At 35.6% G+C, this 12,146-nt stretch carries 11 protein-coding genes, 22 tRNA genes and 1 pseudogene; 3 read left to right on the top strand and 31 right to left on the bottom strand.

Features of this window, described 5'->3' with window-relative positions:
* Nucleotides 1-52: 52 nt before the first annotated feature.
* The 5 genes and pseudogenes from IX290_RS09950 to IX290_RS09930 all read right to left on the bottom strand — a co-directional run.
* A pseudogene (locus IX290_RS09950) lies at nucleotides 53-604 on the bottom strand (ferritin family protein); the annotation flags it as partial.
* A gap of 119 nt (nucleotides 605-723) precedes the next feature.
* The gene (locus IX290_RS09945) at nucleotides 724-1,413 is read right to left on the bottom strand and encodes an SDR family NAD(P)-dependent oxidoreductase (protein WP_211493033.1); all 690 of its coding nucleotides are present in this window, start codon (nucleotides 1,411-1,413) and stop codon (nucleotides 724-726) included.
* 9 nt (nucleotides 1,414-1,422) lie between these two features.
* Complete coding sequence (locus IX290_RS09940; protein WP_211493032.1) at nucleotides 1,423-2,430, bottom strand: spore photoproduct lyase family protein; 1,008 nt, start codon at nucleotides 2,428-2,430, stop codon at nucleotides 1,423-1,425.
* Nucleotides 2,402-3,214 (bottom strand): spore photoproduct lyase, encoded by an 813-nt coding sequence (locus IX290_RS09935; protein WP_211493031.1) that lies wholly within the window; start codon nucleotides 3,212-3,214, stop codon nucleotides 2,402-2,404. The genes IX290_RS09940 and IX290_RS09935 overlap by 29 nt, the downstream gene beginning before the upstream one ends.
* A gap of 9 nt (nucleotides 3,215-3,223) precedes the next feature.
* A complete protein-coding gene (locus tag IX290_RS09930; protein WP_211493030.1) occupies nucleotides 3,224-3,871 on the bottom strand; it encodes a chloramphenicol acetyltransferase in 648 nt (215 codons plus the stop codon).
* 141 nt (nucleotides 3,872-4,012) lie between these two features.
* Between IX290_RS09930 and IX290_RS09925 the strand changes: the two genes are divergently transcribed.
* Nucleotides 4,013-4,888, top strand: coding sequence for an ROK family protein (locus IX290_RS09925; protein ID WP_211493029.1), 876 nt, complete (start codon nucleotides 4,013-4,015; stop codon nucleotides 4,886-4,888).
* Nucleotides 4,889-4,940: 52 nt separating this feature from the next.
* On the opposite strand, the gene mgtE is transcribed toward IX290_RS09925, so the two are convergent.
* The 26 genes from mgtE to IX290_RS09795 all read right to left on the bottom strand — a co-directional run bounded on the left by mgtE (nucleotide 4,941) and on the right by IX290_RS09795 (nucleotide 10,146).
* Nucleotides 4,941-6,272, bottom strand: coding sequence for a magnesium transporter (gene mgtE / locus IX290_RS09920; RefSeq protein ID WP_211493028.1), 1,332 nt, complete (start codon nucleotides 6,270-6,272; stop codon nucleotides 4,941-4,943).
* A gap of 188 nt (nucleotides 6,273-6,460) precedes the next feature.
* A complete protein-coding gene (locus tag IX290_RS09915; protein WP_211493027.1) occupies nucleotides 6,461-7,201 on the bottom strand; it encodes an NADPH-dependent oxidoreductase in 741 nt (246 codons plus the stop codon).
* Between the two features lie 145 nt (nucleotides 7,202-7,346).
* A complete protein-coding gene (locus IX290_RS09910) occupies nucleotides 7,347-7,715 on the bottom strand; it encodes a YccF domain-containing protein (protein ID WP_211493026.1) in 369 nt (122 codons plus the stop codon).
* A gap of 114 nt (nucleotides 7,716-7,829) precedes the next feature.
* Nucleotides 7,830-7,907, bottom strand: a tRNA-Asp gene (locus IX290_RS09905).
* Between the two features lie 10 nt (nucleotides 7,908-7,917).
* Nucleotides 7,918-7,993: transfer RNA gene (locus tag IX290_RS09900), tRNA-Val, on the bottom strand.
* A gap of 6 nt (nucleotides 7,994-7,999) precedes the next feature.
* Nucleotides 8,000-8,075, bottom strand: a tRNA-Phe gene (locus tag IX290_RS09895).
* A gap of 9 nt (nucleotides 8,076-8,084) precedes the next feature.
* Nucleotides 8,085-8,168: transfer RNA gene (locus tag IX290_RS09890), tRNA-Ser, on the bottom strand.
* A gap of 31 nt (nucleotides 8,169-8,199) precedes the next feature.
* Nucleotides 8,200-8,274 (bottom strand) — tRNA-Glu (locus IX290_RS09885).
* A 2-nt stretch (nucleotides 8,275-8,276) separates the two neighbouring features.
* Nucleotides 8,277-8,353, bottom strand: a tRNA-Ile gene (locus tag IX290_RS09880).
* 6 nt (nucleotides 8,354-8,359) lie between these two features.
* Nucleotides 8,360-8,436: transfer RNA gene (locus IX290_RS09875), tRNA-Arg, on the bottom strand.
* Nucleotides 8,437-8,446: 10 nt separating this feature from the next.
* A tRNA-Lys gene (locus IX290_RS09870) sits at nucleotides 8,447-8,522 on the bottom strand.
* A gap of 5 nt (nucleotides 8,523-8,527) precedes the next feature.
* Nucleotides 8,528-8,603: transfer RNA gene (locus IX290_RS09865), tRNA-Gly, on the bottom strand.
* Nucleotides 8,604-8,622: 19 nt separating this feature from the next.
* Nucleotides 8,623-8,699, bottom strand: a tRNA-Met gene (locus tag IX290_RS09860).
* Between the two features lie 8 nt (nucleotides 8,700-8,707).
* Nucleotides 8,708-8,796 (bottom strand) — tRNA-Leu (locus IX290_RS09855).
* Between the two features lie 11 nt (nucleotides 8,797-8,807).
* Nucleotides 8,808-8,885 (bottom strand) — tRNA-Asp (locus IX290_RS09850).
* Between the two features lie 5 nt (nucleotides 8,886-8,890).
* Nucleotides 8,891-8,966 (bottom strand) — tRNA-Val (locus IX290_RS09845).
* Nucleotides 8,967-8,973: 7 nt separating this feature from the next.
* Nucleotides 8,974-9,049 (bottom strand) — tRNA-Phe (locus IX290_RS09840).
* A 4-nt stretch (nucleotides 9,050-9,053) separates the two neighbouring features.
* Nucleotides 9,054-9,137: transfer RNA gene (locus IX290_RS09835), tRNA-Ser, on the bottom strand.
* A 38-nt stretch (nucleotides 9,138-9,175) separates the two neighbouring features.
* Nucleotides 9,176-9,250: transfer RNA gene (locus IX290_RS09830), tRNA-Glu, on the bottom strand.
* A 2-nt stretch (nucleotides 9,251-9,252) separates the two neighbouring features.
* Nucleotides 9,253-9,329: transfer RNA gene (locus tag IX290_RS09825), tRNA-Ile, on the bottom strand.
* A 7-nt stretch (nucleotides 9,330-9,336) separates the two neighbouring features.
* Nucleotides 9,337-9,413, bottom strand: a tRNA-Arg gene (locus IX290_RS09820).
* Nucleotides 9,414-9,418: 5 nt separating this feature from the next.
* Nucleotides 9,419-9,494, bottom strand: a tRNA-Lys gene (locus IX290_RS09815).
* A 5-nt stretch (nucleotides 9,495-9,499) separates the two neighbouring features.
* Nucleotides 9,500-9,575, bottom strand: a tRNA-Gly gene (locus IX290_RS09810).
* A 20-nt stretch (nucleotides 9,576-9,595) separates the two neighbouring features.
* Nucleotides 9,596-9,672, bottom strand: a tRNA-Met gene (locus IX290_RS09805).
* A gap of 8 nt (nucleotides 9,673-9,680) precedes the next feature.
* Nucleotides 9,681-9,769 (bottom strand) — tRNA-Leu (locus IX290_RS09800).
* Nucleotides 9,770-9,822: 53 nt separating this feature from the next.
* Nucleotides 9,823-10,146, bottom strand: coding sequence for a GIY-YIG nuclease family protein (locus IX290_RS09795; RefSeq protein WP_211493025.1), 324 nt, complete (start codon nucleotides 10,144-10,146; stop codon nucleotides 9,823-9,825).
* 115 nt (nucleotides 10,147-10,261) lie between these two features.
* On the opposite strand from IX290_RS09795, the gene IX290_RS09790 reads away from it, so the two are divergent.
* Nucleotides 10,262-11,608, top strand: coding sequence for a DUF1576 domain-containing protein (locus IX290_RS09790; protein ID WP_211493024.1), 1,347 nt, complete (start codon nucleotides 10,262-10,264; stop codon nucleotides 11,606-11,608).
* Between the two features lie 15 nt (nucleotides 11,609-11,623).
* A complete protein-coding gene (locus tag IX290_RS09785; protein ID WP_211493023.1) occupies nucleotides 11,624-12,142 on the top strand; it encodes an NUDIX hydrolase in 519 nt (172 codons plus the stop codon).
* Nucleotides 12,143-12,146 lie beyond the last annotated feature (4 nt).

The raw sequence follows: 12,146 nt of genomic DNA, 5'->3' as shown, positions 1-12,146 counted from the left end.
AGGCAAAATACCTGGACTTTTCTTTATTTATATGCAATTTTTAGGGTCTTAATTAGAATTCTTTTCCAAAATATCTTTTTAATAATCCTGCAAAAGCTCTTCCGTGTCTAGCTTCGTCTTTAGCCATTTCATGAACTGTGTCATGGATAGCGTCAAATCCTAATTTTTTAGCTCTCTTAGCTAATTCGAATTTTCCTGAAGTAGCTCCAAATTCAGCTTCTACTCTCTTAGTTAAGTTTACTTCAGATGAAGGTGATACAACTTCTCCTAAAAGTTCAGCAAATTTAGATGCATGTTCAGCTTCTTCAAAAGCTATTCTCTTATAAGCTTCAGCGATTTCTGGATATCCTTCTCTGTCAGCTGCTCTAGACATAGCAAGATACATTCCAACTTCTGTACATTCTCCAGCAAAGTTAGCTTTTAATCCAGCGATGATTTCTTCATCTCCGCATTCCATTCCTTCACCGATTTTGTGCTCAGTTGCCCATACCTTTCCTTCAGTTTCTTCTACTCTTTCCCATTTTTCTTTAGGAGCTTTACATACTGGACAGTTAGTTAAAGTCTCATCAGTAATAATTTCCCCACAAACTTTACATCTCCATTTTACATTCCTCCTTGAATTTACGTTTTTTAATTTCTATTTTACATTTCCTGTTTTGTAATCATTTCATTTTTACTACAATACTAATATACTATATAATACTTTTTCTGTCAAGTATTTTTTTATTTTCTTTTGATAATATGTTTCTGTGGCTGTAGCACCAATTGAGTGATTACAGTGCCAGGCCTTTGATTTATTACACTCTCTACACCTTGAGCTACACACTCAGGTAAAATGTAACTTAAAGAATCTTCTCCTTCCTGAAAATCAAGCTCATCATAAAAAGGTGTTTTTGTTATATCTGGATAGATACATACCACTTTTACCCCTGTTTTTCTTACCTCATCAAAAAGGCTCTCAGAAAAATGTCCAAGTCCAGCTTTTGTAGCAGAGTAGGCACAGCCAAAAACACTTGATTTCTTAGCAGTAATTGAGGATATATTGATAACTGTACCCTGGTTTTTCTTCAATATTCTCAAAAACTGCTGAGTAAGTACAAGAGGAGCCTCAAGATTTAGAGCTATCATCTTATGAAGTTTAGTTGGATTTATCTCTTCATGAGGTCCAAAATACCCAACTCCTGCACAATTTACAAGAAGTTCTATCTCTCGTTTATCCTCAAGTTCTCTTACCATTTTTTCTATATTCTGATATTTTAAAAGATCACAAACTATGGGAGTGAAATTCTCTTCTATACTTATTTTAGAAAAATCTCTTCCAACTCCATATACGTGATATCCAAGTTCCAGAAGCTTTTTTACTATTGCAAGACCTATTCCTGATGTTGCTCCTGTTACCAATGCTTTTTTCATTTTCTCCTCCTAAATAAAGATTTTTTCCTCATTTGCATATTGAAGTACCTTTTCCTTCATATACTTCATCATCATCTCTTTCTTTTCAACCTCATAGGTATATACTCCATTTTCACAATGAAATGGATAGTAAAGTATCTTAGATGGTCCACGATTTTTCTTCATCCTCTTTAAATACTCCTTGGAAATTCTAAAAGTCCCAATGCTTATATCCAGTATCCTGTTACTGTCTATTTTTTCAAAGGTATCATCTACCATCTTTCCATATACCTCTTTAAAATTTTCCATATATATCACAGGGTCAAAACAGATTCTTACAGTCCACCCTGAATCTACAAGTTTTCTTGCTGATTCCAACCTTTTTTCAAGGCCTGGAGTTCCTGATTCATGTTTTTCAGCAATTTCATATGGTGAGAGAGTCCATGCCACTATAAAGTTTGGATTTGCTTTTAAATCATTAAATGGGACAACATTTGCTGATTTTGTTCTAAGCTCAATTTTCAGATTTTTATGCTTTTCACAAAAATTGTACCAGTCTTTTACAAGTCCAGTTATACTTTCAATAGCTAAAAGGTCTGTATCATATGAGATACAGATATACATACTCTTTTTTTCAAGCTCTTTTTCCACCTCATAAAACATATCCTCAATATTTACAAATATCACTATATTAGCTGATGAATACACTCCCTGAAGGTAGCAATATTCACAGTCATAGACACAGTTTATCACTGAAGATATATAGTAAAAATTCTCATTTCCAAAACTTTCACACACCTTTGCTCCCTTGTATAAAAAACCATCTTTTTTTACAGCAAGTATAAGCTTTGGAGTGACCTTTTGAAGTGAAAAATTCTGGTTGTTTCTTGAAAATACCTCTTTATAGTTTGATATCTCAACTATTTTAGAGTTTTCAAATCTCTTTATAATCTCCCTTGTAAGAGGGTAACTTCTAGCCTCATCCTCTACATATATATGGGAGAAACTCTTATTTAGCAACTTTTCTTCTGATCTCATCAAATATCTTTTTCACCTCATTTTTTCTTACTATCTCAATATTTTTATACTCATCTATTATTTCATCAATGGGATTTCCACATATTACATAATATTCCATTAAAGACTTGAATTCATTAGTCATAGTTGTTGTAAATCTCATTTTTTCTGCAAAACTCTCTATCCTATCCAAATCTTCCCAGTTTAAAACTTCCTCTTCAACCTGGAAATTTTCTATTTTACTAATCCAGCTGTCTATTTTCTCCATCCCTTCAGAGATAATCTTTCCAATATCTTCTACATCTCCATCTAAATAGTCAGAAACTATCTTTAGCATATAGATTCTTGAAGTGTCTAAAAATATACTTCCGCCTTTAGCTACTCCAGCTCCCTCCATATCTACAATATCTCCTAAAATCTCCTCATTTTCTCCAACTACATGGGAAAAAGTCTCAAGAGTTCCCTCTTTAAATGGATGGTTAAACACCATATCTGGATAGAATACCACACCATTATTTCTATCTATCACCTTATTTGCAAGAACAACATCTCCAATACTGTATTTTTCTCTATTTATAGCTCCACATACACCTATATTTAAAAGAATATCACTCTTTTCACATCCAGGTGTAAGTAAAAAAACAGTTCCTGCAAGGGCATTTAGCATTCCAACTCCAGTTATTACAAGGGTTATCCTATCATTTTTAAATACCTGAAATTTTTTAATACTGTTATCCCTTTTAAGTCCATAATAATCTATTATCTTTTTTCCTTCTGCTCCTAAAGCAACTGCTATATATATCATAATTTTCCTCTACTTTACCCAGCTGTCCACTGACTCAGCTATATTTTCTATATCTTTTACTAGTTTTGATGTATGCCATCCATCTGCTGCTGCATGATTTACATAGATAGAAAGGGGAATCACTATTTTCCCATCCTTTTCATGGTATTTTCCAAATACAATTACTGGGAAAAACATCCCTGACTCACCTGGAGTATCATGGCTTAATGATGTAAAACTCACCCATGGCACACTTGAAATTGGACAGAAATTATCTCCACGTCCACCTTTTGTCTTTACCCCTTTTATATCCTTATATTTTTCTATATCATCTACTACACCTTTATAGAATTTTGGAAACTCTTTATAGTAGCTGCTCCATATATCTGAAAAAGTCTTATCATCTGGATGAAATACAGTGTATGATGGATCACACCAATCCCAGTATCCCAGCTCTCCATCTTTATATCCCATTCTAAATTCCTTATTTTCATTTACTCCTCTTATTACACAGTAGAGCATAGTTGGAAAAAACTTCAGTCCAAGTGCTTTTACCCTCTCTACCAGTTTTGTAATATCTATCTCTACATTAAAACTATAATTGGTCTTTAAAACTCCCATATAGTATTTAAAATGTTCTCTTCTTTCCCACTTTTCCATATCTATCTTCTTAAACATATTGACCTCCCTATAATTATAGTATACCACTTAATTCTATCATGTGGCACAGGGAGTTTTTATTATTTTTCTCATTTTTCTAATGAAAAATTATTAAAATATGGTAGAATAGAGTAAACAAGTATAGGGAGGGAGAGAATTATGAAATTTGGAGCTATTGATGCATCTGGGAATAGATTTCTCTGTGGAGTTACTAATGATAAGGGTGAAACAATAGAGAAAATTGTTTTTTTAACTGAGACACCTGAAGCTACTATGCCTCAAGTTATTGAATTTTTTAAAGGGAAGGATATTGTAGCCTTAGGAATAGGTTGCTTTGGTCCTATTGATCTCAATCCAGATTCTACAACTTATGGGTACATTACATCTACTCCAAAAAAAGCTTGGCAGAACTTTAATATTATAGGTACATTAAAAAAAGCACTTAATATTCCTATCTACTTTGATTCTCACACAAACCTTGCAGCTCTTGGAGAGACAATCTGGGGAGCAGCTAAAAATCTTAAGAACACTGTATACCTAACTATTGGAAATGGTGTAGGTGGAGGAGCTATTGTTGGAAATCAACTTGTCCATGGAATGATGCACCCAGAGATGGGACATATGTTTATCAACAGACATCCAAGAGATAAATTTGTTGGAACATGCCCTTTCCATGGTGGAAACTGTCTTGAAGGAATGGCATCTATCCCTTCTATTGAGAGAAGATGGCATAAAAGTCTTATCTCTTTGGAAAATGATCATATGACTTGGGATCTTGAAGCTTTCTATATAGGACATGCCATTGTTAACTATATTCTTGTACTTGCTCCTGAAAAGATAATACTTGGTGGAACTGTCATGAAGTATGGAAATCTTTTCCCTAAGATTAGAAGAGAGGTTAAAAAGCTTTTAAATGGATATGTAAAAACTCCTCAAATTGAGGATATTGATAATTATATAGTGCCACCTGATCTGGGAGATCACTCTGGATTTTATGGTGCAGCGGCACTTTGTATAAGAAACTATAAAAAATAATAAATTTTAAGCACATAAAAAAGCCGGCAGAAAATCTGTCGGCTTAATTTTTTTAAATATTCAAAAGTGTAGTGGCAATTGTGAAATATATCATAAGTGCACATGCATCCACTATTGTTGTAATTAAAGGACTCGCCATAATAGCAGGGTCAAATCTCAATTTTTTAGCAATTATTGGAAGTATTCCTCCTACTACCTTTGCTATTACTACAGTAAAGAATAGACTTGAACATATTACAAGAATTATCTTTATCTCTACACTGTCAAAACAAAGTATTCTTAAGAAGTTAAGTCCAGCCAATACAAATCCAACTATTAAGCTGACTCTAAATTCTTTCCAAAGTATTTTCCACACATCAGAAGTTTTTATCTCTCCCAATGCAAGTCCACGAATAACAAGGGTAGAAGATTGAGATCCGGCATTACCACCAGTGTCCATAAGCATAGGTATAAATGCTGCAAGTATAACTACAGATTGAAGTGTTGTTTCATATCTTCTAATTATACCTCCAGTAGCCGTAGCTGAAATCATAAGTATTAAAAGCCATAGTATTCTATGTTTTGCAAGTTCAAATACTGATTCTTTTAAATATTCTTTATCAGAAGGTTTCATAGCAGCCATTTTCTGCATGTCTTCTGTATTTTCCTGGTCAATTACGTCAACGATGTCGTCAATTGTGATAATTCCTACAAGTCTTCCCTCTTTATCAACTACTGGCATGTTTGACAAGTCATATTTTCTAAATAGGTGTGCTACATATTCCTGGTCAGAATCCACTTCCACTTTTTCAATATTATCTGTCATTATATCTGCTATTTTAGTATCTTCTTCATTGATTATAAGCTCATTTATTGGAACTATACCCTCTAGTCTTCTCTCATTGTCCACAGCGAAACAATCGTTAACACTTTCGTTTCTAATTCCATATTTTCTAATTTTTGCAAGAGCCTCACGTACAGTCATATCTGTTCTTAGAGCAACATACTCTACAGTCATTACACTACCAGCACTATCTTCTGGATATTTCAGGAACTGATTTATAAGTTTCCTGTGATCAGGAGAAGTATTTCTAAGTATCTTTGATACAATTCCAGCTGGCATCTCTTCAATCAAGTCTACAGTATCGTCCAAAAACATGGAACTTACTATTCTCGAAATTTCTTCATCACTTGTAGATTCAATAAGTTGTTTCTGCTTATCAGAGGATAGATTTGAAAATACATCAACAGCCAAATCCTTATTTAAAAGTCTAAATGCTTTCATGGTCTGTTCATGATCTAAATCCTCCAGTAAATTTGCAATATCCACAGGATTGAATTCATTTAATGTAACTTTTATTTCTAAAAGCTTATTTTTCTCCAATGCCTCTCGTAGATTATACATAACAACACCTCCTCAGTTTTTTATTAAATTGTTTCTTATCTTTTCTTCAAAAAATAAGACGAGACAAGTAAATGCTTCCTCTTCTTTTTTTACTTGTCCCTTCTATATAGTTTACCAATTTTTTGACATTTAATCAAGTTTATTATTAAAAATAAAGATAATCTAGCTATTTTTGATGATATTCTCCACTATTTTTCGTTTTTAAATCCCTGTTTTTTCATTGTTTCTTTTACACGTGGATAGTAGATACCAGAGTATACTCTCTTCATCATATCACTCCAGTCTTTTACCTCTTCACCAACAATTTTATCTGCCATATATCCTTTCATTAAATCATCATAATCATCTAATTCCTGGTCTGTAATCTCTCTATACTCCTCTTCATGGATAAGTGTGGTGAAATGAAATCTTGGTTTAAGCCCTGGATCCTCATCAGGGACACCTATACACATACCTAAAATAGGGTACACATATTTAGGAAGTTTTAAAAGATCTATAACTTTTTGAGGTTCATCTCTTACAGCTCCAATAGGCACGATTCCATATCCAAGTGATTCTGCAAGATTCATCATTGTTCCAAAAGCTATTCCACAATCTACAGCTCCTACAAGGCTTGCTTCTATGGAATCCATATTATCAAAAGTTCCATTTTTCTTAGCTATTCCCTTTGCTACCCTTGAAAAATCAGCAACTAATACTAAAAATACAGGTGCCTGTTTAATCCATTCCTGATCTCCACAATACTCAGCTAATTTTGCTTTTTTCTTAGGATCTCTTATTACAACTACACTGCATTGTTGACCATTTACAGAGCTTGGGCTATGAATAGCTCCATCTAATATCATCTTAAGATACTTATCAGGTATGTCCTCCTCTTTATATTTTCTAATTGACCTGTGGTTCATAACTGTATCATATATATTTCTCATCTTCTCCCCCCTGTTTTATTATTTTAATAGCTGTCTTTCTTACTATCAGTTTACTATCCTATTCTTTTATAGTCAACTTTTTTATCCCATAAATTTTTAATTATTAAAAAAAGCAGAAAAGTATTCTCTACTCTCTGCTTTTTTTCTACACAAGTGTATATTTATATGGGTTGAAAGCAACCTTCATAAGTTTAAAATGCTGTATCCCAAATGGTATTCCAATCACTGTTAAGCATGATGTTATTCCTACTACCAGATGAGAGATGGCAAGCCACAATCCTATCATGATTATCCAGAAAAAGGCACTTATAGTCCTTGGATTAGATTGGGCATCTTCCTTTAATACAACCTCTTTTCCAAAAGGCATCAGGCATGCTCCTGTCATATTAAGACATCCTGAAGTAAATGGAATGGTTATAATAAGTAGAAGGGACAATATAGTAGCTACTAACCATTGCAGTGTCAAAAATAGCCCTCCATAAAATAGCCATAGCATATTTAATAAAAAATTCATTTTTCCTCCTGAAACTAACTTCTTTAATTAAAAAGAAAATAGCTGAATTTTATATCAGCTACTGTTTTACGCATAAAAAAAGACATACATCAAGTATGCCAGATGTTCTAAGTATGGCGGGAGTGACGAGGATCGAACTCGCGACCTCATGCGTGACAGGCATGCGCTCTAACCAAACTGAGCTACACCCCCAAATTAAGAATGGTGGTCGCAATAGGACTTGAACCTATGACCCCCTGCTTGTAAGGCAGGTGCTCTCCCAACTGAGCTATGCGACCATCAAGTGGTGCCCAGAAGCGGAATCGAACCACTGACACGGGGATTTTCAGTCCCCTGCTCTACCGACTGAGCTATCTGGGCAATAATATATGGCGGAAGATCAGAGATTCGAACTCTGAAGCCTTGCGGCGCCGGTTTTCAAGACCGGTTCCTTACCAATTAGGATAACCTTCCAGCCTTAGAAACACTTTTTTGTAAAAATTAATGGTACCCCGTAGGGGAATCGAACCCCTGTTTCCAGAGTGAAAATCTGATGTCCTTACCACTGAACGAACGGGGCAGTGGTGGATCCAGTTGGAGTTGAACCAACGACCACTCGGTTATGAGCCGAGTGCTCTGACCAACTGAGCTATGGATCCAATTAATGGCGTGTCTGAAGAGATTCGAACTCCTAGCCCACGCCTTAGAAGGGCGTTGCTCTATCCAGCTGAGCTACAGACACATAAATTAAATGGTGCGTCATACAAGATTTGAACTTGTGGCAACACGATTAAAAGTCGTGTGCTCTACCAACTGAGCTAATGACGCATACATGGAGCGGGAAACGAGGGTCGAACTCGCGACATTCAGCTTGGAAGGCTGACGCTCTACCAACTGAGCTATTCCCGCATATTATATTTAGTTTTTTTGGTAGCGGGGATAGGATTTGAACCTACGACCTTCGGGTTATGAGCCCGACGAGCTACCAAGCTGCTCTACCCCGCGTTGTGAAGTGGTGCCTAGAGCCGGAATCGAACCGGCACGGTAACTTAATACCACAGGATTTTAAGTCCTGTGCGTCTACCTGTTCCGCCATCCAGGCAATAAAATATATGGCGGGAGTGACGAGGATCGAACTCGCGACCTCATGCGTGACAGGCATGCGCTCTAACCAAACTGAGCTACACCCCCATATATGGTGGTCGCAATAGGACTTGAACCTATGACCCCCTGCTTGTAAGGCAGGTGCTCTCCCAACTGAGCTATGCGACCATTTAAGTGGTGCCCAGAAGCGGAATCGAACCACTGACACGGGGATTTTCAGTCCCCTGCTCTACCGACTGAGCTATCTGGGCATTATGGCGGAAGATCAGAGATTCGAACTCTGAAGCCTTGCGGCGCCGGTTTTCAAGACCGGTTCCTTACCAATTAGGATAACCTTCCAACCTAATAACAACACTTTAATGAATATGATATTTTAATGGTACCCCGTAGGGGAATCGAACCCCTGTTTCCAGAGTGAAAATCTGATGTCCTTACCACTGAACGAACGGGGCAGTGGTGGATCCAGTTGGAGTTGAACCAACGACCACTCGGTTATGAGCCGAGTGCTCTGACCAACTGAGCTATGGATCCAAATTAATGGCGTGTCTGAAGAGATTCGAACTCCTGGCCCACGCCTTAGAAGGGCGTTGCTCTATCCAGCTGAGCTACAGACACATATTTGGTGCGTCATACAAGATTTGAACTTGTGGCAACACGATTAAAAGTCGTGTGCTCTACCAACTGAGCTAATGACGCATATATGGAGCGGGAAACGAGGGTCGAACTCGCGACATTCAGCTTGGAAGGCTGACGCTCTACCAACTGAGCTATTCCCGCATATTAATATTTAATTTTTTTGGTAGCGGGGATAGGATTTGAACCTATGACCTTCGGGTTATGAGCCCGACGAGCTACCAAGCTGCTCTACCCCGCGTTGTGAAGTGGTGCCTAGAGCCGGAATCGAACCGGCACGGTAACTTAATACCACAGGATTTTAAGTCCTGTGCGTCTACCTGTTCCGCCATCCAGGCATGTTTTTTCCACACTTTCGTGTTTCAGAACATGTATTATACTATCATAAAATTCAAAATGTGTCAATAATTTTTTTTATTTTTATTTCTAATTCTTTTTCTACTATCTCCTCAAGCATTGAGAACTCTTTAATTACATGCTCTTTCCAAGATTTATTTTGTTTTTTTATAAAGTATTCTATTCTAGATGCAGAAGATCTTCCACTACATAAAAAAGATAATTCCAGTTTTTTAACCCCTCTTGCCCTTGTATATTTTGCACCTCTCCCTTCAGCATGTTCCATATATCTTTTTTCTAAATTTTTTGTAATCCCTGTATAGAGAGAATTGTCTTTGCACCTCAATATGTATACATAATAATCATCTATTTTCTCCATAAATATATGATATCCTATTTTGCAAAAAAATAACAGAAAATAAAAAAAATCATTGTTTGACTTTTTTTCAAAAAAATAATAAGATTTTAATAATGACTTACAATAAGGGGGTTCGATGGATAATTTTAAAGGTGACAGAGTAAGAAAAATAGAATCGATTTCTATATTTTTAATTGGGTTAATAATAATTGGGTTTATAGCATACGTTATACATGAAGAAGAGAATGTAGCAACTGGTATGTTGAAGATAATTACATCTCCAGCAGTTCTAATTACAGACTTTTTAGTAGTAGGGGGAATAGGGGCAGTTTTCCTAAATGCTTCTTTAATACTTCTATTTAATTTGACGCTTTTGAAGCTCTTAAAAGTTGAAATAGATGGACTGGTTATTGCATGTTTCTTCACTGTCTTTGGTTTCTCATTTTTCGGAAAGAATGTTTTAAATGTTCTTCCCTTCTATTTAGGAGGAATACTTTACAGTGTATTTGAGCATATTGATTTTAAGGAAATTTTTATCACCATATGCTTCACCACTGCACTTGCACCATTTGTAAGTGAGGTGGCCTTCAGAGTGGACACTACAGATACTTCCTATATAAGTGCAATAGTTTTAGGAATTATCATTGGGTTTATTGTAACTCCACTTTCTAAAAAAATGGCAAATTTCCACGAAGGATTCAACCTTTATAACCTTGGATTTACAGGTGGAATATTAGGAGCAGTAGTGACATCTATTCTTAAACTTTATAGATTTCATATCACTCCTATGAGAATTATCTCTACTGAATTTGACTTTGCATTAAAAATGCTGTGTACAGCTATTTTCTCCACACTAATAATAATAGGGTTTGTCATAAATAACAACTCATTTAGAGGTTATAGAAAACTTTTAAAAGACAGCGGATTAAAAGCTGACTACGTACTTAAGTATGGATATGGTCTTACATTTATAAATATGGGAATAATGGGATTTGTAAGTGTAGGATATCTAATGGTAATAGGTCAGAGTCTAAATGGTCCTCTACTTGCAGGGGTACTTACAATTGTTGGATTCTCTGCTTATGGAAAACATTTTAAAAATACTATTCCTATCCTGGTAGGAGTATCTCTTGCTGGATGGGGAACTTCAACTGATGGTTTTACAACTGCACTTTCTGCACTTTTTGGAACATCTCTTGCACCTATTGCAGGAGTATATGGTATAATATGGGGTGTGATAGCTGGATGGCTTCACCTTGCTGTAGTTCAAAGTATTGGTACAGTTCATGGAGGATTAAATCTTTATAACAATGGATTCTCAGCTGGTATAGTTGCAGGATTTTTACTTCCATTTATGAATCTTACTAAAGAATACAGAGCTACTCAAAGAATGAAATACCTGAAAAAGAAAAAGACTCTCTATAAAGCTATCACTGAAGAGCGCAAAAAATGGGCAAATAAAGATGACGAGGATGAGTTATAGACAGGAGTGAATTAGATGAACGTAGAAGATCTTAAATTTTTAAAAGTAGCTATTAAGAAACATCCTATTACAGGTTTAGACCTTGAATTTTTAATAAAGCAGGATGCTATAGCTGCTATGGTTGTCAATGCAAAAGGTGATAAAACTCTTTTAGTAAAACAGTATAGACCAGGTGTTGATAAAGAGGTTTATGAAATCCCAGCAGGACTTATTGATCCAGGTGAAAAAGCTATTGAAACACTGTATAGAGAACTTGAAGAGGAAACTGGGTATCTTCCAAAAGATTACAATATAATATGTACTACTCAAAAACCTCTAACTGTATCTCCAGGATACACTCAGGAAAAACTCTATATCTATATTGTGCAACTTAAAGATGACAATATCAAACCTGGAAATCTTAGACTTGATGAAGGGGAAGCTCTTACAAATCACTGGTTTCCAATAAGTGAAATAGAAAATCTTTCTCAGGATATGAAGACAATATTTGCCTTATATCTATATAAAGATATGAAAAGTATAGAAAATAGTTAAATAA

This window comes from Fusobacterium sp. DD2 (assembly GCF_018205345.1).
Classification (GTDB): domain Bacteria; phylum Fusobacteriota; class Fusobacteriia; order Fusobacteriales; family Fusobacteriaceae; genus Fusobacterium_A.
The sequence above is the reverse complement of the archived record's forward strand: the minus strand, read 5'-3'. Positions and strand labels throughout refer to the sequence as shown.